The 20,760-nt window shown below is 72.3% G+C and carries 20 protein-coding genes and 1 pseudogene; 8 read left to right on the top strand and 13 right to left on the bottom strand.

Annotated features, from left to right (window positions below; translation table 11 throughout):
- Positions 1-57: 57 nt before the first annotated feature.
- A complete protein-coding gene (locus KGS77_RS12535; protein ID WP_242581013.1) occupies positions 58-903 on the top strand; it encodes a SigE family RNA polymerase sigma factor in 846 nt (281 codons plus the stop codon).
- 118 nt (positions 904-1,021) lie between these two features.
- Here the strand turns inward: KGS77_RS12535 and KGS77_RS12530 are convergent, their stop codons facing one another.
- Genes KGS77_RS12530 through KGS77_RS12520 form a run of 3 tightly spaced genes read right to left on the bottom strand, consistent with a single transcriptional unit; the run spans position 1,022 to position 2,902 of the window.
- The gene (locus KGS77_RS12530) at positions 1,022-1,702 is read right to left on the bottom strand and encodes an SUKH-4 family immunity protein (RefSeq protein ID WP_242581012.1); all 681 of its coding nucleotides are present in this window, start codon (positions 1,700-1,702) and stop codon (positions 1,022-1,024) included.
- The gene (locus KGS77_RS12525) at positions 1,699-2,178 is read right to left on the bottom strand and encodes an OsmC family protein (protein WP_242581011.1); all 480 of its coding nucleotides are present in this window, start codon (positions 2,176-2,178) and stop codon (positions 1,699-1,701) included. The genes KGS77_RS12530 and KGS77_RS12525 overlap by 4 nt, the downstream gene beginning before the upstream one ends.
- Before the next feature lie 34 nt (positions 2,179-2,212).
- Complete coding sequence (locus tag KGS77_RS12520; RefSeq protein ID WP_242581010.1) at positions 2,213-2,902, bottom strand: ATP-binding protein; 690 nt, start codon at positions 2,900-2,902, stop codon at positions 2,213-2,215.
- A gap of 155 nt (positions 2,903-3,057) precedes the next feature.
- Between KGS77_RS12520 and KGS77_RS12515 the strand changes: the two genes are divergently transcribed.
- Positions 3,058-3,639, top strand: a complete 582-nt coding sequence (locus tag KGS77_RS12515; RefSeq protein WP_242581009.1) for a hypothetical protein — start codon at positions 3,058-3,060, stop codon at positions 3,637-3,639.
- A gap of 286 nt (positions 3,640-3,925) precedes the next feature.
- Here KGS77_RS12515 and KGS77_RS12510 read toward each other — a convergent pair whose 3' ends face one another.
- The 3 genes from KGS77_RS12510 to deoC are packed head-to-tail and all read right to left on the bottom strand — an operon-like array spanning position 3,926 to position 7,213.
- Positions 3,926-4,792 carry an aldehyde dehydrogenase family protein gene (locus KGS77_RS12510; RefSeq protein ID WP_242581008.1) on the bottom strand — a complete coding sequence of 289 codons (867 nt, stop codon included), beginning with the start codon at positions 4,790-4,792 and terminating at the stop codon, positions 3,926-3,928.
- Positions 4,785-6,215 (bottom strand): aldehyde dehydrogenase family protein, encoded by a 1,431-nt coding sequence (locus KGS77_RS12505; RefSeq protein ID WP_242581007.1) that lies wholly within the window; start codon positions 6,213-6,215, stop codon positions 4,785-4,787. The genes KGS77_RS12510 and KGS77_RS12505 overlap by 8 nt, the downstream gene beginning before the upstream one ends.
- A gap of 2 nt (positions 6,216-6,217) precedes the next feature.
- Entirely contained in the window at positions 6,218-7,213 is a 996-nt protein-coding gene (gene deoC, locus KGS77_RS12500; protein ID WP_242581006.1) for a deoxyribose-phosphate aldolase, read from the bottom strand.
- 164 nt (positions 7,214-7,377) lie between these two features.
- Here deoC and KGS77_RS12495 point away from each other — a divergent pair, with 164 nt between their 5' ends.
- Positions 7,378-7,971 carry a TIGR03086 family metal-binding protein gene (locus tag KGS77_RS12495; RefSeq protein ID WP_242581004.1) on the top strand — a complete coding sequence of 198 codons (594 nt, stop codon included), beginning with the start codon at positions 7,378-7,380 and terminating at the stop codon, positions 7,969-7,971.
- A 30-nt stretch (positions 7,972-8,001) separates the two neighbouring features.
- On the opposite strand, the gene KGS77_RS12490 is transcribed toward KGS77_RS12495, so the two are convergent.
- Complete coding sequence (locus KGS77_RS12490) at positions 8,002-8,991, bottom strand: nitroreductase/quinone reductase family protein (protein ID WP_242581002.1); 990 nt, start codon at positions 8,989-8,991, stop codon at positions 8,002-8,004.
- A gap of 479 nt (positions 8,992-9,470) precedes the next feature.
- On the opposite strand from KGS77_RS12490, the gene KGS77_RS12485 reads away from it, so the two are divergent.
- Both KGS77_RS12485 and KGS77_RS12480 read left to right on the top strand, forming a co-directional pair.
- Complete coding sequence (locus KGS77_RS12485) at positions 9,471-10,100, top strand: PH domain-containing protein (RefSeq protein ID WP_242581001.1); 630 nt, start codon at positions 9,471-9,473, stop codon at positions 10,098-10,100.
- A 258-nt stretch (positions 10,101-10,358) separates the two neighbouring features.
- Positions 10,359-11,201, top strand: a complete 843-nt coding sequence (locus KGS77_RS12480; protein ID WP_242581000.1) for a phytanoyl-CoA dioxygenase family protein — start codon at positions 10,359-10,361, stop codon at positions 11,199-11,201.
- Between the two features lie 117 nt (positions 11,202-11,318).
- Here the strand turns inward: KGS77_RS12480 and KGS77_RS12475 are convergent, their stop codons facing one another.
- Complete coding sequence (locus KGS77_RS12475; protein WP_242580999.1) at positions 11,319-12,173, bottom strand: NAD(P)H-binding protein; 855 nt, start codon at positions 12,171-12,173, stop codon at positions 11,319-11,321.
- Between the two features lie 103 nt (positions 12,174-12,276).
- On the opposite strand from KGS77_RS12475, the gene KGS77_RS12470 reads away from it, so the two are divergent.
- Complete coding sequence (locus KGS77_RS12470) at positions 12,277-13,170, top strand: AraC family transcriptional regulator (RefSeq protein ID WP_242580998.1); 894 nt, start codon at positions 12,277-12,279, stop codon at positions 13,168-13,170.
- A 293-nt stretch (positions 13,171-13,463) separates the two neighbouring features.
- Here KGS77_RS12470 and KGS77_RS12465 read toward each other — a convergent pair whose 3' ends face one another.
- From KGS77_RS12465 to KGS77_RS12450, 4 genes are all read right to left on the bottom strand, one after another.
- Complete coding sequence (locus KGS77_RS12465) at positions 13,464-15,140, bottom strand: phospho-sugar mutase (RefSeq protein ID WP_242580997.1); 1,677 nt, start codon at positions 15,138-15,140, stop codon at positions 13,464-13,466.
- A gap of 232 nt (positions 15,141-15,372) precedes the next feature.
- Positions 15,373-16,194: a purine-nucleoside phosphorylase gene (locus KGS77_RS12460; protein ID WP_242580996.1), complete on the bottom strand. Its 822-nt coding sequence runs from the start codon at positions 16,192-16,194 to the stop codon at positions 15,373-15,375.
- Between the two features lie 129 nt (positions 16,195-16,323).
- Positions 16,324-16,596 (bottom strand): hypothetical protein, encoded by a 273-nt coding sequence (locus KGS77_RS12455; protein WP_242580994.1) that lies wholly within the window; start codon positions 16,594-16,596, stop codon positions 16,324-16,326.
- Positions 16,597-16,645: 49 nt separating this feature from the next.
- Positions 16,646-17,083 carry a gamma-glutamylcyclotransferase gene (locus KGS77_RS12450; RefSeq protein ID WP_242580992.1) on the bottom strand — a complete coding sequence of 146 codons (438 nt, stop codon included), beginning with the start codon at positions 17,081-17,083 and terminating at the stop codon, positions 16,646-16,648.
- A 94-nt stretch (positions 17,084-17,177) separates the two neighbouring features.
- On the opposite strand from KGS77_RS12450, the pseudogene KGS77_RS12445 reads away from it, so the two are divergent.
- A pseudogene (locus KGS77_RS12445) lies at positions 17,178-18,622 on the top strand (NAD(P)H-quinone dehydrogenase).
- A gap of 226 nt (positions 18,623-18,848) precedes the next feature.
- Positions 18,849-19,850, top strand: coding sequence for a DeoR/GlpR family DNA-binding transcription regulator (locus KGS77_RS12440; RefSeq protein WP_277994216.1), 1,002 nt, complete (start codon positions 18,849-18,851; stop codon positions 19,848-19,850).
- A gap of 217 nt (positions 19,851-20,067) precedes the next feature.
- Here KGS77_RS12440 and KGS77_RS12435 read toward each other — a convergent pair whose 3' ends face one another.
- On the bottom strand, positions 20,068-20,619 hold the full coding sequence (locus tag KGS77_RS12435; protein ID WP_242580989.1) for a TetR/AcrR family transcriptional regulator: 552 nt from the start codon (positions 20,617-20,619) through the stop codon (positions 20,068-20,070).
- Positions 20,620-20,760: the final 141 nt, after the last annotated feature.

Genomic DNA, 20,760 nt, shown 5'->3' with positions numbered 1-20,760 from the left:
ACCGGACTCAAGACGCAAGCCAGCACACGCACAGGCTCAACCGACGGGGGGCGCGAGATGAACACACTGCACCGGGCCGCGACCAGCGCAGTAATCACGCGTCTCCACGACGTCGGCCGGTCCTGCGCGCGTACCCGGCAGGGGGAGAACGAGGCCGGGGCGGAGAAGTCCGGTGCCGATGGGGGCCCCTCCCGCACGAGCGCGTTCGAGCGTGGGGGAGGGCGGGGGTGCGCTCGCGGCACCGGGCGTCCGAGGCCGCCGTACATGGTGGCCATCGACGCCTTGGGAGGGACCAACGGGGGAAACGGCGGGGGAAACAGCGGGGGAGCGACGTACGGGGAGGCCACGGGGGGACGGGACTCCGCGACCGGGGGCCAGGACGCCGAAGCGGCGTTCACGGCCTACGTCCAGGAGCGCCGGGCCTCCCTGTACGCGACCGCCTACCACCTGACCGGTGACCGCCACGAGGCCGAAGACCTGCTCCAGAGCGCGCTGTTCTCGACCTACCGGGCGTGGGACCGGATCACCGACAAGGCGGCGCTGGGCGGCTACCTGCGCCGCACGATGACCAACCTGCACATCAGCGCCTGGCGCCGGCGCAAGCTCAACGAATACCCGACCGAGGAGCTGCCGGAGACGGCGGGCGACGTGGACGCCATGCGCGGCACGGAACTGCGCGCCGTGCTGTGGCAGGCGCTGGCCCGGCTGCCCGAGACGCAGCGCACGATGCTCGTACTGCGCTACTACGAGGGCCGTACGGACCCGGAGATCGCCGACATCCTCGGGATCAGCGTCGGCACGGTCAAGTCCAGCATCTGGCGCTCACTGCGCCGGCTGCGGGAAGACGAGGTCCTCAGCTTCGGCCGGGACGAGGAGGAGTCCTTCGGCGAGCTGGTGGCCTGAAGGCAACGGGGGAACGAGGGGGAAACGGGGGACACGGGGGAGCAACGGGGGAAATCGGGGGAGAAGGAGCGGGTTCGGGTGGCCGGGGGGTCTGCCCGAACCCGCTCCTTCGCGTGGTTCAGCCCACCGACTCGTGTACGTCCCACAGCACCCGGTCCCACGGCGGCAGCGGCGGCGCCTCCGCGTCGAACAGATCTGCCTTCTCCGACCAGGCGGGCTCAGTCCCGTCGAAAGGGAGCGGATCGGCCCGCATCATCCGGTCCCGCAGGGATTTCGCCGTGCCTTCCGAGTCCTCGATCTCGTCCGACACCGTGAAGTCGAAGTGGGGGCGCTCGGACTCGATCAGGTACAGGAAATAGGCGAAGGAGTCCAGGTTCCGGTTGAGCGGCCATGCCGTCCACTCGCCGTCCGGCAGGCAGTACACGGCCCCGGAGACGGGGTCGAGGATGACGCCGTCGTCGAAAATTCCCCCGATCACCAGCCAGTTCTCCCAGCCGTCCGGCATGTTCCGGTAACCGGAGAGGTAGGGAAGTTCCGAGCACCGGGCGAAAGCGCGGCGGGAATCCTCTTCGAAGAAGCGCCCGTCGACGAAGAAGAAGGAACTCCGGTCGTGCGGCAGGCCGATACCGGTCAGGACCGACCGGGCGGATTCGTGCAATTCCGCCGGAAGGCTTCCCTCTTCCACGGTGAGGAGTACCTCCGGAGGGAAGACCGATTCCATCAGCGCCCGGTCGACGAGCCGGGGCGCGTCGGGTTCCGCCGGGCCCGTCGGTTCCGGCGGTTCCGCCGTCGCCGTCACACGTCGCCCCGTACCGTCACCACCGGTTCGTTGCGGACCGGGAAGTTCACCGAGTTGGCGATGAAGCACTTGGCGTGCGCCTCGGCGTGCAGCTCCCTGGCCCGGTCGACCAGGTCGGCGGAGGCCACCTCGACGTGCGGGCGCAGCACCGCCTCGGTGAACTGTCCGCCGCCCTTGCCGTCCCCGCTCATCGTGCCCTCGGCGTCGTCCTCGTAGGCCGTCACCGCCAGGCCCGCCAGGGAGCACAGCGCCAGGTAGGACAGCATGTGGCACTGCGACAGCGAGGCCAGCAGCAGTTGTTCGGGGTTCCAGCGCCCCGGGTCGCCGCGGAAGGCCGGGTCGGCGCTGCCCTGGAACGGCGGCGGGCCGTCGGCGCTGACCTCGTGGTCCCGTGCGTAGTCCCGGTAACCGCTGGTGCCGGTACCGGTGTTGCCGGTCCATACGACACGGGTCCGGTAGGTGTGCTGTTTAGGCATGTGTCCCCTCCTGCGGTCCTGTGGTTTCTCGCGGTCAGATCTGCGTGGGGGTGCGGAGTACGGCCCCGGCGGCCCGGGGCCCGTCCCCCGTGGCCCGCGCGGAGGATATCCGGGACAGCGCCTCCGGCTTGGCGCAGGGGTGGGCGCCGAGCGTCACGTGCCGGGCCACGATCACCCGTTCCGCGCGCATCAGGCGCAGTCCGCGCCGTATGAGGTAGAGCACCGGCTTACGGGCCTCGCGCAGGTCCCGGACCAGCCGCCGGCGGAAGGTGGTGGCGGGACGGCCGCGCAGGCACAGCGCGTCGGCGAGCAGCCCCGCCGCACGGCAGTCCGCGATGACGTCGGCCGCGAAGATGCCCTCCGCGATGAACAGGGGGGCGTCACCGATGTCGACGGGGGTCTCGCCGACGCGCGCGCTGGTGGAGATGTCGTACACGGGGGCGGTGGTACGGCCCGTACGGCACAGGTCCCCGATCGCGGCGAGGGCGGCGCCGGCGTCCCAGGAGAGCGGGGAGTCCCAGTCGGCGCCGCGGCCGTCGGGGAGCTGCGGCAGCGTGGGGTCCGTGCCCTCCTTGTAGAAGTCGTCGAGGTTCAGGACGGGCAGGCCCGTGCGGGCGGCCAGGGACGTCTTGCCGGACCCCGAGGGGCCCGTCAGCAGGACGACCCGGGCGCCGGGCGGGGCGGAGGGCCGGGCGGCGGGCTGGGCGGACGGCTGAAGGCTCACGGACAACCATTGTCGGGCATTGGGCCGAGTGAGCTACCCCAGGCGCGCTCGGTGGATCGCGCGCGACGCCTCAACTACGCTGTGCAGTCACCCCATCACCCACGAGCACCTTCGCGTGGACGGGGCCGCACTCAGGATCTACAGGCAGGTCGCCGATGGCTTCTCACGCTCGTCACGCCCGTCCCAAGCGACGCCGCATCCCGCGCTGTCTGGTGCGTGCCGGGCTGGCGGTGTCGGCGGCCGGCACGGCGCTCGCGGCGGGCGGCGCGAACACGGCGGGCGCGGCCCCCTTCCTCACGGCGCCCGACGCCACCCCGCAGGCGCGCCACGACCCCGCCGACACCTCGCCCGCCGCCATGCAGGAGGCGGCCCGTCATTCGGTCAAGGGCAAAAACCGCGGACCGTCCAAAAACAGAGACCGCCACCCCGGCCCGGACGCGCCCGAGGAAGCGGCCGGCCGGCACGGGAACAAGCAACTCTCCTGGGCGAGCGGGGCGGCCGAAGGACTGCTCAAGGGCGGGGAGAAGACCCTGTCGGGCGGCGCCCGCCCGGTCAAGGACTTCCACCTCGACCCGCTCGCGGGCACCGGCACCGACCCCCTGAACAACACCCTCGGCACACAGATCGCCGACTTCAAGCCGCTGACGACCGCGATCGTGACGAAACCGGTGACCGACGGCGGCGCGCTGCGGGACCTGCCCGTGACGGGCATGGCGCTGGACCTGCTGCCGGACTGAACGGGCGGCCGGCGCCGTACCGCCGTACGGATCCACCACGGGGCCCGCACCGCCACCGCCGCACGGAATCGCGGCCTTGCGCCGGGACCCCGCGGGAGGGGGCCGGGCCGACCCTGAAACGCCGGAGCCCCGTATGAACGCACCGCGCCCGCCCGCCCTCGTAAGGAGGGCGGGCGGGCGCGGTGAGCCGTACGGAGGCGTACGGCACGCATACGGCATCCGTACGAAACCGTAAGACCGTACGGACCTGAATGAATCCGTACGAAGCCATACGGCCAGAAGGGTGTCAGACGCCCATCGGGTGCCAGACGGTCTTCGTCTCCAGGAAGGCGAGCAGGCGCTCGGTCCCCGGGTCGGCGGCCCAGTCCACAGCCTGTGGACGCAGCACGCGCTTGAGGTTGTCCGCCGCCGCCGTCTCCAGGGCGGTGGCCAGCTCGGCGTCGCCCGCCGCGCCCGCCAGGTCGATGGCGTTGACGTCCTGGTGGGCGGCGAGCGGGCCCGCCAGCTCCGCCGTACGGCCCGAGAGGATGTTGACGACGCCGCCGGGCAGGTCGGAGGTGGCCAGCACCTCGCCCAGCGACAGGGCGGGCAGCGGGGACTTCTTGCTCGTGGTCACCACGACCGTGTTGCCGGTGACGATCGCCGGGGCGATCACCGACACCAGGCCGAGGAAGGAGGAGTCCTGCGGCGCGAGGACGGCCACGACGCCGGTCGGCTCCGGGGTGGAGAGGTTGAAGTACGGGCCCGCGACGGGGTTGGCCGAGCCGGCGATCTGCGCGACCTTGTCCGACCAGCCCGCGTACCAGACCCAGCGGTCGATCGCGGCGTCCACGACCGCGCCCGCCTTGGACTTCGACAGGCCCTCGGCGTCGGCGACCTCCGCGACGAACTGCTCGCGGCGGCCCTCCAGCATCTCGGCGACGCGGTAGAGGATCTGGCCGCGGTTGTAGGCCGTGGCGCCGGACCAGCCACCGAACGCCTTACGGGCGGCGACCACCGCGTCCCGGGCGTCCTTGCGGGAGGACATCGGCGCGTTGGCGAGCCACTTGTCCTTTGAGTCGGTCACCTCGTACACCCGTCCGCTCTCGGACCGGGGGAACTTGCCCCCGACGTACAGCTTGTAGGTCTTGAGAACGCTCAAGCGATCAGACATCGAGGTACGCCTCCAGACCGTGCCGGCCGCCCTCGCGGCCGAAGCCCGACTCCTTGTAACCGCCGAACGGCGAGGCCGGGTCGAACTTGTTGAACGTGTTGGACCAGACGATGCCCGCCCGCAGCTTGCCGGCCATCCACAGGCTGCGGCTGCCCTTCTCCGTCCAGATGCCGGCGGAGAGGCCGTAGGGGGTGTTGTTGGCCTTCTCCACGGCCTCTTCGGGCGTGCGGAAGGTCAGCACCGACAGCACCGGGCCGAAGATCTCCTCGCGGGCGATGCGGTGCGCCTGCGTGACACCCGTGAAGAGGGTCGGGGCGAACCAGTAGCCGCTGTCGGGCAGTTCGCAGGCCGGGGCCCAGCGCTCGGCGCCCTCCTGCTCGCCCGCCTCGGCCAGCGACTTGATGCGCGCGAGCTGCTCGGCGGAGTTGATCGCGCCGATGTCGGTGTTCTTGTCCAGCGGGTCGCCGACGCGCAGGGTCGCCATCCGGCGCTTGAGCGCGTCCAGCAGCTCGTCCTGCACCGACTCCTGGACCAAGAGGCGGGAGCCCGCGCAGCAGACGTGCCCCTGGTTGAAGAAGATGCCGTTGACGATGCCCTCGACGGCCTGGTCGACCGGGGCGTCGTCGAAGACGATGTTCGCCGCCTTGCCGCCCAGTTCGAGGGTGAGCTTCTTGTCCGTACCGGCGACCGTACGGGCGATGGCCTTGCCGACCTCGGTGGAACCGGTGAAGGCGACCTTGTTGACGTCCGGGTGGGCGACCAGCTCGGCGCCGGTGGTGCCGTCACCCGTCAGGATGTTGACGACACCCTTGGGCAGGCCCGCCTGGCGGCAGATGTCCGCGAAGAACAGGGCGGAGAGCGGGGTCGTCTCGGCGGGCTTGAGGACGACGGTGTTGCCGCAGGCCAGCGCCGGGGCGATCTTCCACGCCAGCATCAGCAGCGGGAAGTTCCAGGGGATGACCTGGCCCGCGACGCCCAGCGGGCGCGGGTTCGCGCCGTACCCGGCGTGGCCGAGCTTGTCGGCCCAGCCCGCGTAGTAGAAGAAGTGCGCGGCGACCAGCGGCAGGTCGGAGTCGCGGGACTCGCGGATCGGCTTGCCGTTGTCCAGGGACTCCAGGACGGCCAGCTCGCGCGAGCGCTCCTGGATGATCCGGGCGATCCGGAAGAGGTACTTGGCGCGCTCGGCGCCCGGCAGCGCCGACCACTTCTCGAACGCCTTGCGGGCGGCCCGCACGGCGCGGTCCACGTCCTGGGCGCCCGCCTGGGCGACCTCGGAGAGGACCTCCTCGTTGGCGGGGGAGACGGTCTTGAAGACCTTGCCGTCGGCGGCCTCGGTGAACTCGCCGTCGATGAACAGGCCGTAGGACGGCGCGATGTCGACGACGGCGCGCGACTCGGGCGCCGGTGCGTATTCGAAGGTCATGGTCAGTCCACCGTGACGTAGTCGGGGCCGGAGTAACGGCCGGTGCTGAGCTTCTGGCGCTGCATCAGCAGGTCGTTGAGCAGGCTGGAGGCACCGAAGCGGAACCAGTCGGGGGTCAGCCACCCCTCGCCCAGCGTCTCGTTGACCATCACCAGGTACTTGACGGCGTCCTTGGTCGTACGGATACCGCCGGCCGGCTTCACACCGACCTGTACCCCCGTGGCGGCGTGGAAGTCGCGGACGGCCTCCAGCATCAGCAGGGTCACCGGGGGAGTGGCGTTGACCGCCACCTTGCCGGTCGAGGTCTTGATGAAGTCGGCGCCGGCCAGCATCGACAGCCAGGAGACCCGGCGGACGTTGTCGTACGTCTGGAGCTCACCGGTCTCGAAGATCACCTTCAGGTGGGCGGCGCTGCCGTCCTCACGCCGGCACGCCTCCTTGACCTGCTTGATCTCCTCGAACACCGACATGTAGCGGCCGGAGAGGAAGGCACCCCGGTCGATCACCATGTCGATCTCGTCGGCGCCGGCCGCGACCGCGTCACGGGTGTCGGCGAGCTTGACGGGCAGCGCGGCGCGGCCCGCGGGGAAGGCGGTGGCGACGGAGGCGACGTGGATCCCGGAGTCACCGAGCGCGTCCTTCGCGGTCGCCACCATGTCGGGGTAGACACAGATCGCGGCGACCTTGGGGACGGTGCGGTCGGTGGGGTCCGGGTTGACGCCCTTGGCGCACAGGGCCCGGACCTTGCCCGGGGTGTCCGCGCCTTCCAGCGTCGTCAGGTCGATCATCGTGATGGCGAGATCGATGGCGTACGCCTTCGCCGTGTTCTTGATCGAGCGGGTGCCGAGGGTCGCGGCGCGGGCCTGGAGGCCGACCGCGTCGACGCCCGGGAGGCCGTGGAGGAAGCGGCGCAGCGCACCGTCGGAGGCGGTCACGTCCGCCATCGACGCCAGACGCCCCGCGGCTTCCTTGCCGTATGCGGGAACAGTGGTGGGCATGGTCACCAGGGGAGCATATCTACGCGCGTAGCTACCTGTCACCCCCTGGCTCGTACTCACTTTGCGCAACCGTCCGCCAGGGGGTGATCCGGGCAGCGGCGGGCCGGTTTCCGGGCCGGTTCCGCGGAAGATTCCCGGCAGGATTTCCGGGCAGGAAGTCCCCCATGTCACCGATCGCGGACCGCTACGCCCGACTCGCCGACGGCTTCCTGGCCCGCGTCCGGGCCACTCCCGAGGACCGCTGGGACGCGCCGAGCCCGTGCCGCGGCTGGACGGCCCGTGACGTGGTCGGCCATGTCGTCAACGGGCACCGCGGCATCCTCGCCCTGGCCGGCGGCCAGGCGCCGGCCGCCGCGTACGGCGTCGGTGTCTGCGGGATGGCCGACGCCCCGGACGTGGCGCCGGACGCGGACCTGGCGGCGGCGTTCACCGCCGCCCGTGACGACATGCTCGCCGTGCTCACCGACCCGGACCGGGCGGCCCGGCCGCTGCCGGACGGGCCTCTGGGCCCGGTGCCGGTGGAGCGGGCCGTCGATCTCATCGGAGCCCTGGAGCTGCTGGGGCACACCTGGGACCTGGCCCGCGCCACCGGGGGCGATGAATCCCTGGACCCGGAGGCCGTCGCCCGTACCCATGAGGCGCTGCTGCCGCATCACGGCGGGCTGCTGATGACCGGCGCGTTCGACCCGGGCGTCGCCGCCCCGCCGGACGCCGACCCGCAGACCGCGTTCCTGTGTTTCACGGGGCGCCGGCCCTGATCCGCGGGGGCCGGCGGGCTCTGGACCTGCTTACGGCCTCTGGTCGGCGGCCGGCTCCCGGTCAGCGGCCGGTTCCCGGTCGGTGACCGGCGGGGCGGGTGGGGCCGGAGCGGCCGGCGGGGCAGGCGGCCAGGGGACCTGGGCCAGCGGCGGCAGCAGCACCTCTTCCTCGTAGTCGAGGTGGGCCGTCAGCTCCCGCGACATCCGCGCCAGCTCCGTGCGGAAGCGCTCGGGGTCGGCGGTGGTGATGTCGGCCAGCAGGGCGAGGAGTTCGTCCTGGATGCGCGCGACCGTACGGTGCTCCTCGCGCAGCCGGTCGAAGGCGTCCTTCAGCTCGGGGTGGTAGCCCGCCATGGCGGGGAACACATGGGCGTCCTCGCTGGTGTGGTGGAACTCCAACGACTGGCAGAACGCCAGGCAGTGCTGGCGGATCTGGAGCCCCAGCCCCGGCTTCGGTGGCTCCCCGGGGCCCTGGTGGGCGGCCCGCTCGGCGAAGTGCGCCTCGGTCTCCGCGCGTACGTGCCGGAGCTGTCCGCGCAGCCAGGTGTGGACCTCCAGGAGCTTGCCGGCGAGGGTGGTGACCTCCACAGGGCCCTCCTCCGGCTCGTGGCCGGCGCGCTCCAGGACCACGACGGGCAGGACCCGGGAGGTGGCGGCCTGGTAGTCGCCGTACCCGGGCACCGCGCGCACCACGTGCGCGAACAGCTCGTCCCGCCGGGCGCCCTCGGCGGGGACGGCTATCGCGGCGTACGACTCGGTGCCGATCTCCACCTGGACCTGGGGGTGGGCGAGCAGGTTGTGGTACCAGGCGGGGTGCCGGGGCCCGCCGAGGTTCGATCCGACGACCAGCGGCAGGCCGTCGTGGCGGACGTAACCGAGCGGGGTGGTGGTCTGCCGGCCCGACTTGGCGCCGGTGGTGGTCAGCAGGAGGAGGTCGCCGCCTTCGAAGGGGCCGCCGACCTTTCCTCCGTTGGCGCGGAACTCCTCGATGACGGACTGGTTGAAAGGGGATACCGACATACGGTGATGAGTCTCCAGAAAAAGGGCGCGCGGCGGCGCGAAGGGGCGCGAAACCGCGAGGATGCGGGACAGCCGCTGCGCGGGGCGGGCGGCTACAAGGGTGCTCGGAAGGCTGCCGGCGGTGGCACGCACGCGCGCACGGCGTGGATCGCGTACGAGCGCATGGCGTGTATCGCGTACGAGCCATGGCGCATACGGGCGCGCGGGTGACCGCACGGCGCGGAGCAGGGCGCGCGGAGGCGCTCAGAACAGGCTCAGGCCGTGGAGTGTGAACTCATGGGATCGTCCCTGGAGTGAAGGTGTTCGCCCGACTGCCGGCCGGCCCACTGCTCTTTGGCCGACGTCACGTGACACGTCGGTCATTACAACCGTCCGGCGGCGACGGTGTCAACGCCCCGGCCCCGACCGGGCCCCCGCTCCCACCCGGCCGTCAACATCACCCCTATGGCGACCCGGCCCTCTGAGGCACAATCGGCAGCATGACGAGCCCGGACAAGCCCGCAGACCCCGTCCAGCAGTACGCGGACCGCAGCTACCGCTCGCCGGCCGGGCTGGCCGGCGGGGTCATGCTGCTGGCGCTCGCCGCCTGGCTCGGCGGTGACGCGCTGGTGCGCGGCGAGGGGCACACCAAGCTGCTGGCGGTGGCCGGGCTGCTGTTCGCGGTGCCTCTGGTGGTCGCGTTCACCCTGCGGCCCGTGGTGCGGGCGGGACAGGACCGGCTCGTGGTGCGCAACCCCTTCCGTACGATCACGCTGCCGTGGGGCGCGGTGGAGGACCTCCGGGCCTCCTTCACCAGCGAGGTCTTCGCGGGCGGCACGAAGTACCAGCTCTGGGCGGTCCCGGTGTCGCTGCGGCAGCGCAAGAAGGCCGGCCGGCAGGCGGCGCGCTCCGCGAACCGGCCCGCCAAGAGCCAGTTCGGGCTGCACCTGGACGCCGGCCCGCCGCCCCGTGCCACGGCCGACCGCACCCTTGACGAGCTGCGCGAACTCCAGGAGCGGGGCGCCGCGCGGGAGAGCGCGCAGGGCGGTCCGGCGGTGCGCTGGGCGTACGAGATCATCGCCCCGTGCGTGGTGGGCGTACTCGGCCTCGTGGTGCTGATCGCGCTCTGAGCTCGGTCTTCATCTCCGGGCGTGACGCTGCGCGACGAGGGCGGTTCGCGTTCGACGGTCTCACGGACGCCGTAGCGGGAGCCGAGCGGGGTCGGCCGCGGGTGCACCCGGTCCCGTGCCTGGGCGGGGGCTTTCCCCTGACGGGTGGTGTCCGTGGACGTCATGACGGCCGGCGGCGTCGGGGCTCGGTGAACACCCGACAAAGACGGTACGGGAAGTGTCGGGTGGCCGGGGTCGGTGGCGCCGCACGATGGGGGCATGGATGACACGACCTTGGTATCCCGTTTCCTGCGTGACGGCTTCGTGAAGCTGGAGGGTGCCGTCGCGCCGCGGGTGGCCGCGGACTGCGCGCGGCTGCTGTGGCGGGAGACGGGCTGCGACCCGGACGATCCGGCGACATGGACGCGGCCCGTGCACTGGGTGCCGGGCATGGGGCAGGGGCCGTTCGCCGCCGCCCCCAACTCCCCGGCCCTGCATCGCGCGTACGACCTGCTCGTCGGCGCGGGGCGCTGGGAGCCGCGCTACTCGCTGGGCACCTTCCCGCTGCGGTTCCCGCACCCGGAGGAGCCGGACGACGCGGGCTGGCACATCGAGGGGAGCTATCTGCCGGAGGGGGAGAGCTGGTACTTCACCAACCTGCGCTCCCGGGGCCGGGCGCTGCTGATGCTGTTCTTGTTCAGCGAGGTCGGGGAGGAGGACGCCCCGACCCGGATCCGGGTCGGCTCCCACCTGGACGTGCCGAAGGTGCTGGAGGAGTACGGGGAGGACGGGGCCGGCGGGCTGGCCCTGGCGCCGGATCTGGTGGCGGCGTCCGACCACCGGGACGTCGCCCTGGCCACCGGGTCCCCGGGCGACGTCTTTTTGTGCCATCCGTTCCTGGTGCACGCGGCGCAGCCGCACCACGGGGTACGGCCGCGCTTCATGGCCCAGCCGCCGCTGCTGCCGGCCGCGCCGTACGAGCTGGAGCGGGCCGACGGCGCCTACTCCCCCGTGGAGATCGCAATCCGCCGCGGTCTGGGACGGGACACGCCCGGCCCGGACGGGGACGGCACCGAGGCCGGAACCGGGACCGGGGCCGGGGCCGGCCACAGCGCCGGATAGGCGTACTTCGTCAGTTCCCGCAACGGGCGGGAAACCCGCGCCCGGACGGCCGTACGTCCGGCAACCGTCGCCCCCGCTGCACCGAGCCGGGGCGACGCCCTTTTCCCGTGCGGCCGTTCAGGCCCATGCTCCCGCCGCGGCGGCCCGCTTCGCGTACGCCGCGAAGTCCACCGGCTCACGGCCCAGGACCTGCCGCACGCCGTCGGTCGGAGCGACCGTGTGCCCTGCCCGATGGAGGGCGAACAGGGCACCGAGCATCCTGGCCGCCGACTCCGGGAGACCGGCGGCCAGCAGCTCGGCGTGGTACTCCTGCGGGGACAGTTCCACGTACGCCATCTCCCGGCCGGCCGCCCGGGCCATCGTCGCCACGGCCTCGTCGAAGGTCAGGCCGCGCGGCCCGGAGACCTCGGTCACGCCGTCGGTGTGCGCGGCGCGCGTGAGCAGCGCCGCGGCCACCGCCGCGACGTCGTCCGCGTCGATGAACGGCTCCGGGACCTTCCCGATGGGCAGGGCCAGGCGGCCGTTGCGCAGCGGCTCCCGCCACAGGTCCTCGTCGAAGTTCTGGTTGAAGTTGTTCGCCCGCAGGACGGCCCACTGGACGCCGGATTCGCGCACCGCCTCCTCGGCCGTTGCCATGCCCTGCCCGAAGTCCGGGCCGACATGCTCGATGCCCCGGCCCGAGAGGGCCACGAACCGGCCGACGCCCGCCCGTACGGCTCGCGCGGTGAACTCCGGCACCACCTCGTACCCCTCGTCGGGAGCGACCAGGTAGACGGCCGAGGCGCCGTTCAGGGCGCCGGACCAGGTGGCGGGCTCCGTCCAGTCGAAGCGGACCTCGCCGGAGCGGGACGCGGCCCGGACGGGCACGCCCGCGGCGCGCAGTTCGCGCACCACGCGGCGGCCGGTCTTGCCGGTCGCGCCGAGAACCAGGACCGGACGTGGATCAGTGGAAGAAAAAGCGTTGTCGGACATGCGGACGAGTCAACCCGGCGCCCGCGGAACGGGACATGGGTGAACGTCCGCACCCCATGTCCAGCCGTCCGCACCCCGCACGGCCTGGCATATCGTGCCGCCCATGGACCTCTTCGACGACCTGCTGCGTGGCGTGCGTGCCAAGGGCGCCGTCTTCGCCGGATCGGTACTGACACCGCCGTGGACGCTGCGCTTCACCAAGGAGGCCTACCTCACCCTGTGCGTCCCCCTGAGCGGCGCGGGCTGGATCGTCCGGGACGACGGCGGTGAGCCGCAGCCGTTGCGCACGGGAGAGGCCGCGATCGTCCGCGGCCCGGAGCCGTTCGCCTTCACGGATGCCCCGCAGACACCGGTCGGCCGGCCGGAGCGGATACCGGACGGCGACGGCCGGACCATGCTCCTGGTGGGCGCCTACCGTGTCCCGGGCGAGGTTCCCCGCAGGCTGCTGCGGGCCCTGCCGCCGGTCGCCGTCGTCCCCGACGAACACGACTGCGCCGCCATGCGCGGCTACCTGGAAGCCCAGCTCACCGCCGGCCTGCCCGGCCGGCAGATCGTGGTCGACCGGCTGCTCGACTGGCTGCTGGTGTGCACGCTGCGCCAATGGTTCGACCGGCCCGGGGCCGCCCCGCCCGCCTGGTATCTCGCGCTGGGCGACGAGGTGGCGGGCCCCGCCCTGCGCGCCATGCACGCCGCCCCGGAACGGGCCTGGACCCTGCCGTCCCTGGCGGCCGTCGCCGGGGTGTCCCGCTCCACGTTCGCCAAGCGCTTCCAGGCTCTGCTGGGCGAGCCGCCGCTGACCTACCTGACGGAATGGCGCATGACCTTGGCCGCCGACCTGCTGTCCGAGCCCGGCACGACGGTGGCCGCCGTCGCCCGGCGCGTCGGCTACGCCGATCCCTTCAGCTTCAGTGCGGCGTTCAAGCGGGTCATGGGCGTGAGCCCGAGCGCACACCGGGTCGTCGGCGAAGACCCGGCCGGCGTGCTCGCCGGCGGCTGAGCGGGGACCGGCGCTGGTCGTTTGCCGCGCTTGTGACCCGGATCGTGTACGGCAATCCGTACAAGCCAGGCTCGGTCGAGTACGCCCGGTACAACCGTGGCGAGGACCTCGCCGCTGCTCTCGCCGGTCAAGGCAAGGCCCTGGATCCGGCATCGCGGACGATTTCTGCATAAGGCGTGTGACGCAAACGCGGCGGGCCCCGGTCATGAGACCCGGGCCCGCCGCTCGGTCCTTCGCCTACCGCCATCAGAGGCGACCGCCGTCGGAGGCGACCGCCGGCGGCGACGGCCGCGTCAGATGCCGGCCGCCGCCGAAAGGTCCGCCTTGATCGCGGTGAGCGCGGCGTCCGCCGTCGTACGGGCCTGGGCCAGGGCCTGCGCCGAGGCGACCGGGACCACGACCTCCAGGTAGCACTTGAGCTTGGGCTCGGTGCCGCTGGGCCGGACGACCACCCGGCCGGCCGACACGCCGACCGCCTCGGACCCGGCCAGGTGGTAGCGCAGCCCGTCGGTCGGCGGCAGCGCGTCCGTACCCTGCGAGAGGTCGTCGGAGGAGGCCACGGACAGGCCCGCCAGGACGGTCGGCGGCTGCTCGCGCAGCCGCTCCATGGCGGCGCCGATCAGCGACAGGTCCTGGACGCGGACCGAGAGCTGGTCGGTGGCGTGCAGGCCGTGCCGCAGCGCCAGGTCGTCCAGCAGGTCGGTGAGGGTGCGGCCGGCCTGCTTGAGCCCGGCGGCCAGTTCGGTGACGAGCAGGGCGGCGGTGATGCCGTCCTTGTCCCGTACGCCCTCGGGGTCCACGCAGTAGCCCAGCGCCTCCTCGTAGGCGTACCGCAGGCCGTCGACGCGGGCCAGCCACTTGAAGCCGGTCAGGGTCTCCTCGTACGGGAGCGAGGCCGCCGCCGCGATGCGGGAGAGCAGGGAGGAGGAGACGATCGTCGTCGCGAACGTGCCCTGGGCCTGCTTGGTGACCAGGTGGGCGGCGAGCAGCGCGCCGACCTCGTCACCGCGCAGCATCCGCCAGCCCGCTTCGGTGCCGGGCGCCGGTACGGCGACGGCGCAGCGGTCCGCGTCGGGGTCGTTGGCGATGACGATGTCGGTGCCCTCGGTGGCACGGGCGGTGGCGAAGGCCAGGTCCATCGCGCCGGGCTCTTCGGGGTTGGGGAAGGCGACGGTGGGGAAGTCGGGGTCCGGCTCGGCCTGCTCGGCGACCACGGCCGGCGCCGGGAAGCCCGCCCGCTCGAAGGCGGCGACCAGCACGTCCCGGCCGACACCGTGCATCGGCGTGTAGACGACGCCGATCCCACGCGGCGAGCCGGGGGTGAGCACGGCGTCCGTACGGGCCAGGTAGGCGTCCAGGACGTCCTCGCCGAGGATCTCCCAGCCCTCCGAGGGGCGCGGCACGTCGTGCAGGGAGGCCACGGCCGCGATCCGCTCGGCGATCTCGCCGTCCGCGGGCGGCACGATCTGGGAGCCGTCACCCAGGTAGACCTTGTAGCCGTTGTCGCGCGGCGGGTTGTGGCTGGCGGTGACCTCGACACCGGCGACCGCCCCGAGGTGCCGTATGGCGAAGGCGAGGACGGGGGTGGGCAGCGGACGCGGCAGCACCGCGGCCTTCAGGCCCGCGCCGACCATGACGGCGGCGGTGTCCCGGGCGAAGTCGGCGCTCTTGTGGCGCGCGTCGTACCCGATGACGACCAGGCCCTCGCCCTGGCCCTTGTCCTTGAGGTACGCGGCGAGGCCGGCCGCGGCCCGGATGACGACGGAACGGTTCATCCGCATCGGGCCCGCGCCCAGCTCGCCGCGCAGCCCGGCCGTACCGAACTGGAGCGTGCCCGCGAAACGGGCCGCCAGCTCCTCGGTGTCCTCGGCGTCGATGAGCTTGCCCAGCTCCTCGCGGGTCTCCGCGTCGGGGTCCTCGGCCTGCCATGCCTTCGCCCGGCTGATCAGCTCGGCGGGATCGATTGCCACGTGATGCTCCTGCCTGTGTGTGCCTGTGTGCCTCTGGGGCCGTGTACCTGCTGTGAAGGCCGGGTGCCCGCGAGGCCGTGTCCTGTGAGGGGGTGCGGGGGCCGCCTCGCGTAGGTACGTCTACGTAAGGTGCCCTGCGCGGGGCGCCATGGCCACAAGGCGCGCCCCGGGTCACCTACGGACCGGAATCCGTACGTGAACCGGGGCGCGGGACCTCATGGCCGGTCCGGTCTCAGAGCTTGCCGAGCACCTGGCCGAGCAGGCTGCCCATGCGGGTCGCGGAGTCGCGGCCGGCCTGGAGGACCTCTTCGTGGTTGAGCGGCTCGCCGGTCATGCCCGCGGCGAGGTTCGTCACCAGGGAGAGGCCCAGGACCTCGGCGCCGGCCTCACGGGCGGCGATGGCCTCCAGGACCGTGGACATGCCGACCAGGTCGGCGCCCATGGTGCGGAGCATCCGGATCTCGGCCGGGGTCTCGTAGTGCGGGCCGGGGAGCTGGGCGTAGACGCCCTCCTCCAGGGTCGCGTCGACCTCCTTGCACAGCGCGCGCAGTCGCGGCGAGTACAGGTCGGTCAGGTCGACGAAGTTCGCGCCCTTGATGGGGGAGGTGGCGGTGAGGTTCAGGTGGTCGCTGATCAGGACCGGCTGGCCCGGGCGCATGCCCGCGCGCAGACCGCCGCACCCGTTGGTCAGCACGACCGTCTTGCAGCCGGCGGCGACGGCCGAACGGACGCCGTGCACGACGCTGGCGACGCCGCGGCCCTCGTAGAAGTGCGTACGGCCCAGGAAGACCAGCGCGCGCTTGTCGCCGATCTTGTACGAGCGGACCTTGCCGCCGTGGCCGGCGACGGCCGGCGGCGGGAAACCGGGCAGCTCGGTGACCGGGAACTCGTGCTCCGGCGCGCCGAGCGAGTCGGCGGCCGGGGCCCAGCCGGAGCCCATGACCAGGGCCACGTCGTGGGTCTCGGCGCCGGTCAGCTCGCGCAGGCGGGCGGCGGCGGCGTTGGCGGCACCCTGCGGGTCTGCCTCGATGTCCGAAGTAGCAAATGCGTTCACGCGGACGAGGGTAACCGGTAATTGCCTACGCGCGTAGATGTCACTGCTCACGGGGTTGCGCCGGTTGTTTTGTGCCTTCGCACAGGCGTCCGCCCCCGGACCCCGGGCTGCGTAAGTGCCCGTCGGGGCTCAGTCCTCCGTGACGAGAATGTCCTTGTCGTTGAAGACCTCGACGACGAAGATCAGCAGCCGTCCCATGCTGACCGTGTACTCGACCAGGATGTTCTGCGTGAGGCGGACGGTCCGGTCGTCACCCGTGGCGCTTATGGGGCGCGAGACGTCAAGGAACGGGTCCCGTGCCAGCAGGGAGATGCCCTTGTCGAACGCGGCGCGCTGCCGGCCGTCGAGGCGGTCACGGGCGGCGGCGGCCATTTCGGTGAAGTGCACCTGGTAGGTGGGCATCCTGCGTCCCTCTTCCTGCGGTTGCCGGAAGCGTAGCTCCGCTCCCGCCTCAGCAGGGCCGCTTGCGCAGTTCCATCACATAATCGTGGGGCGCGCCCGCGGATTCCGCCGCGTCGGCGATTTCACCCAGATAGCGGGCCGAGGGCAGCCCGCCCTCGTATCCGTTCAGGACGTACGTCCAGGCCGCCTCGTCACCGTCCAGGGTGTGCACCCGCACCCGCATCCGCCGGTAGATGTCCAGGCCCACGCCCTCCCAGCGGTCCATGGACTCCTCGTCCATCGGGGCGATGTCGTACAGCCCGACGAAGACCTGCGAGCGGGGGGCCTCGACGATGGTCGGCAGTGCGCCCTCCCAGCCCATCTGCTCGCCGCCGAAGGTGAGCCGCCAGCCGTTGAGCCAGCCGGTGCCGCGCAGCGGCGAGTGCGGTGCGCGGCGGGACATCAGCCGCGCGTCGAGGTTGCCGGCGTACGCGGCGTAAAGCGACATGGCTCAGAGAGTACGGGAGGTCATCGGGTGGGCTCTTGATACGGGAGATTCCTACGGCCGCCCCAAGGGGACCGTGGCACGGGCGTACGGGACAATGGAGTACGTGACTCGGATCGTGATCATCGGTGGCGGACCCGGCGGATACGAGGCGGCCCTGGTGGGCGCCTCTCTCGGCGCGGAGGTGACCGTCGTCGACTGCGACGGTCTGGGCGGGGCGTCGGTGCTCACCGACTGCGTGCCCTCGAAGACTCTCATCGCGACGGCCGAGGTGATGACGACCTTCGACTCCTCGTACGAGGAGCTGGGCATCATCGTCGAGGACGACACGCCGTACAAGGACCGCCCGCGCGGGTGGTCGGCGTGGACCTCGGCAAGGTCAACCGGCGCGTCAAGCGGCTCGCGCTGGCCCAGTCGCACGACATCACCGCCTCGGTGACCCGGGCGGGCGGCCGGGTGCTGCGCGGCCGGGGCCGGCTGGAGCCGGGGCAGGCGCCGGACGGCTCGCGCCGGGTCGTGGTCCGTACGGCCGACGGTACGGAAGAGACGCTGACCGCCGACGCGGTCCTGATCGCCACCGGCGCCCACCCGCGCGAGATCCCCGACGCGCAGCCGGACGGCGAGCGCATCCTGAACTGGACGCAGGTCTACGACCTGGACGAACTGCCCGAAGAGCTGATCGTGGTCGGCTCGGGCGTCACCGGCGCGGAGTTCGCGGGCGCCTATCAGGCGCTCGGCTCGCGCGTCACCCTCGTCTCCTCCCGCGACCGGGTGCTGCCGGGCGAGGACCCGGACGCCGCCGCCGTCCTGGAGGACGTCTTCCGCCGGCGCGGGATGAACGTGATGGCGCGTTCGCGTGCCGCTTCCGCCAAACTTGTGGGTGATCGTGTCGAGGTGACGCTCTCCGACGGCCGTACGATCTCCGGCACCCACTGCCTGATGGCGGTCGGCTCCATCCCGAACACCGCCGGCATCGGACTGGAAGAAGCCGGAGTCAGCCTGACGGATTCCGGTCACATCCGGACCGACCGGGTCTCGCGGACCTCGGCGCCCGGCGTGTACGCGGCCGGCGACTGCACCGGCGTCCTCGCGCTGGCCTCCGTCGCCGCGATGCAGGGCCGGATCGCGATGTACCACTTCCTGGGCGACGCGGTCACGCCGCTGAACCTCAAGACCGTCTCCGCCAACGTCTTCACCGACCCGGAGATCGCCACGGTCGGCTACTCGCAGGCGGACGTGGACGCCGGCCGGATCGACGCCCGGGTCGTCAAGCTGCCGCTGCTGCGCAACCCGCGCGCGAAGATGCAGGGCATCCGCGACGGCTTCGTGAAGCTGTTCTGCCGCCCCGGTACGGGCATCGTGGTCGGGGGCGTCGTGGTCTCGCCGCGCGCCAGCGAGCTGATCCACCCCATATCGATCGCGGTGGACAACAACCTGACGGTGGAGCAGATCGCCAGTGCCTTCACGGTCTATCCGTCGCTGTCCGGCTCGATAGCCGAGGTGGCGCGGCAGTTGCACACCCGCAAGTCGGCGTCCCAGTAGTCCTGGTCGACCCGGACCGTACGGACGTTCCGCGCGCCATCGTGCGTTCGCCCGCGTTTCCGTACGGATGTCCGAAAGGGCCTCCGTACGGGTGTCCGGGTACCCTCCCGCGGGCATTTTCCATGGCCTCCGTCATATACCACGTGCAGGGGTCGGGAATGAACAACTTCCGTTAATTGGTGCAACCTGCTGAAAACAGACGGTCGTTGGCGTTACTGTCAGTTTCGTGTTCGCTGCAGAACGTCGCCAACTGATCCTTGAAATGGTGCGTGCGAACGGAGCGGTTTCGCTCCGTGAGCTCGCCCGCGTCGTCCAGACCTCCGAAGTGACCGTACGGCGGGACGTGCGGGCACTGGAGGCAGAAGGACTCCTCGACCGCCGGCACGGCGGTGCGGTCTTGCCGGGAGGTTTCGCCCGCGAGTCCGGATTCCCCCAGAAATCCCATCTAGCGACCGCCGAGAAAACGGCCATCGCCGATCTCGCGGCGGGCCTCGTCGAGGAAGGCGAGGCCATCGTCGTCGGCGCCGGGACCACCACGCAGGAGCTGGCCCGCCGGCTCGCCCGCGTACCCGGACTGACCGTGGTCACCAACTCCCTGCTGGTCGCCCAGGCGTTGGCGCACGCCAACCGCGTCGAGGTCGTGATGACCGGCGGCACCCTGCGCGGCTCGAACTACGCGCTGGTCGGCAGCGGTGCCGAGCAGTCCCTCCAGGGCCTGCGGGTCTCCCGTGCCTTCCTGTCGGGCAGCGGGCTGACCGCCGAGCGCGGCCTGTCCACCTCCAACATGCTCTCCGCCAGCGTCGACCGCGCACTGGTGCAGGCGGCGGCGGAGGTCGTGGTGCTCGCCGACCACACCAAGCTCGGTACGGACACCATGTTCCAGACCGTGCCGACGGATGTGATCACGCGCCTGGTCACCGACGAGCCGTCGGGCCACGACGACCGGGCCGCGACCGAGCTGCAGGCGCTGGCCGACCAGGGCGTGCAGATCACGGTCGCGGGCGGACCGGCCACCGGAACCGGCCCCGGTCACCCAGGTGCGGAGGGTGCCCAGCAGCCCGACCGGCGGGGCCCCCGCAGAGACGTACCGCTGCCGGGCCAGCGGCGCAGCCACCCGGCGGCCGGCGGCCCGGTACCGGGACCGGGACCGCAGCTCCGCTCGGCGGCACCCCTGGCGGAGCAGCCCGGCAGCGGCCGGGTCGCCGACCTGGCTCCCCGGCGCCGCTGAGAGCTGGGTGAGAGCTGTGTGAGCGTGCCGGCGGGGCGACCCCCGCCGGGCGCACGCCTGCCCGGACGGCTGCGGACCGAGGGGCGCGGGCTGTGGACCGCCGGGCCTTGGCTGCGGCCCGCCGGGCGTCGGCTACGGACCGCCGGGCGCGGGCTGCGGTCACGCCGGGCGTCGGCTACGGACCGCCGGGCGCTCGCTGCGGACCGCCGGGCGCCGGCTACCGCTCCGCCTTCAGCCCCTTCAACGTCAGCGTCAGCAGCCGGTCGGCCAGCTCCGGGTCGTCCGGTGCTTCCTCGGCGGCCAGTGCGATGCCGTTGGTGAGCTGCATCAGGTCGCCGATGCTGACGTCGTCGCGTACCGCCCCGGCGCGCTGCGCGCGGGCCAGCAGGGCGCCGCCTGCCTCGCGCATCGGCACACTGCACCGCGCCAGTCCCGACGTCTCGTCGGCCGGCGCGGCCATCAGTGCCCGGGCCAGCCCCCGGTAGGTGCTGGCGTGGCTGATGATCGCCCGGAGCCACTCCACGAGCGCCGCGCACGGCTGCGGTGCCTCGCTCAGTTCCCGGGCGCGGGCCAGCAGCGCGTCCACCTCGCTCTGGAACACGGCGCCCATCAGGGACGTACGGTTGGGGAAGTGCCGGTAGAGGGTGCCGATCCCGACGCCCGCGCGGCGCGCGATGTCCTCCAGCGAGGTGTCCGTGCCACGTTCCGTGAAGGCGCTCCGGGCGTGGGTCAGCAGCCGCTCGTAGTTGCGACGCGCGTCGGCGCGCATGGGGCGCACGGAAGCCTGCCCTGCCGTCTCGGTCACCATCGCCGTCCTCGCCGTCCTCCCTGAAGGCCCGGCCCATCAGGGCCCGGTGCGTCCAGCATGCCACTGCCCGGCCGGGGGCCGTCTCCCTATGGCCGTACGGGG

It is taken from the genome of Streptomyces sp. MST-110588 (genome assembly GCF_022695595.1).
GTDB lineage: Bacteria > Actinomycetota > Actinomycetes > Streptomycetales > Streptomycetaceae > Streptomyces.
This window is presented reverse-complemented; position numbering and strand designations above follow the sequence as displayed.

What these genes read in the sequence shown, in the direction of transcription:
- KGS77_RS12480 (WP_242581000.1), top strand. Translation starts at nt 10,359, where the DNA reads ATGGATGACACGACCTTGGTATCCCGTTTCCTGCGTGACGGCTTCGTG.
- KGS77_RS12450 (WP_242580992.1), bottom strand. Translation starts at nt 17,083, where the DNA reads ATGTCGCTTTACGCCGCGTACGCCGGCAACCTCGACGCGCGGCTGATG.
- KGS77_RS12475 (WP_242580999.1), bottom strand. Translation starts at nt 12,173, where the DNA reads ATGTCCGACAACGCTTTTTCTTCCACTGATCCACGTCCGGTCCTGGTT.
- KGS77_RS12505 (WP_242581007.1), bottom strand. Translation starts at nt 6,215, where the DNA reads ATGACCTTCGAATACGCACCGGCGCCCGAGTCGCGCGCCGTCGTCGAC.
- KGS77_RS12495 (WP_242581004.1), top strand. Translation starts at nt 7,378, where the DNA reads ATGTCACCGATCGCGGACCGCTACGCCCGACTCGCCGACGGCTTCCTG.
- KGS77_RS12455 (WP_242580994.1), bottom strand. Translation starts at nt 16,596, where the DNA reads ATGCCCACCTACCAGGTGCACTTCACCGAAATGGCCGCCGCCGCCCGT.
- KGS77_RS12510 (WP_242581008.1), bottom strand. Translation starts at nt 4,792, where the DNA reads ATGTCTGATCGCTTGAGCGTTCTCAAGACCTACAAGCTGTACGTCGGG.
- KGS77_RS12485 (WP_242581001.1), top strand. Translation starts at nt 9,471, where the DNA reads ATGACGAGCCCGGACAAGCCCGCAGACCCCGTCCAGCAGTACGCGGAC.
- KGS77_RS12535 (WP_242581013.1), top strand. Translation starts at nt 58, where the DNA reads ATGAACACACTGCACCGGGCCGCGACCAGCGCAGTAATCACGCGTCTC.
- KGS77_RS12490 (WP_242581002.1), bottom strand. Translation starts at nt 8,991, where the DNA reads ATGTCGGTATCCCCTTTCAACCAGTCCGTCATCGAGGAGTTCCGCGCC.
- KGS77_RS12435 (WP_242580989.1), bottom strand. Translation starts at nt 20,619, where the DNA reads ATGCGCGCCGACGCGCGTCGCAACTACGAGCGGCTGCTGACCCACGCC.
- KGS77_RS12470 (WP_242580998.1), top strand. Translation starts at nt 12,277, where the DNA reads ATGGACCTCTTCGACGACCTGCTGCGTGGCGTGCGTGCCAAGGGCGCC.
- KGS77_RS12525 (WP_242581011.1), bottom strand. Translation starts at nt 2,178, where the DNA reads ATGCCTAAACAGCACACCTACCGGACCCGTGTCGTATGGACCGGCAAC.
- KGS77_RS12515 (WP_242581009.1), top strand. Translation starts at nt 3,058, where the DNA reads ATGGCTTCTCACGCTCGTCACGCCCGTCCCAAGCGACGCCGCATCCCG.
- deoC (WP_242581006.1), bottom strand. Translation starts at nt 7,213, where the DNA reads ATGCCCACCACTGTTCCCGCATACGGCAAGGAAGCCGCGGGGCGTCTG.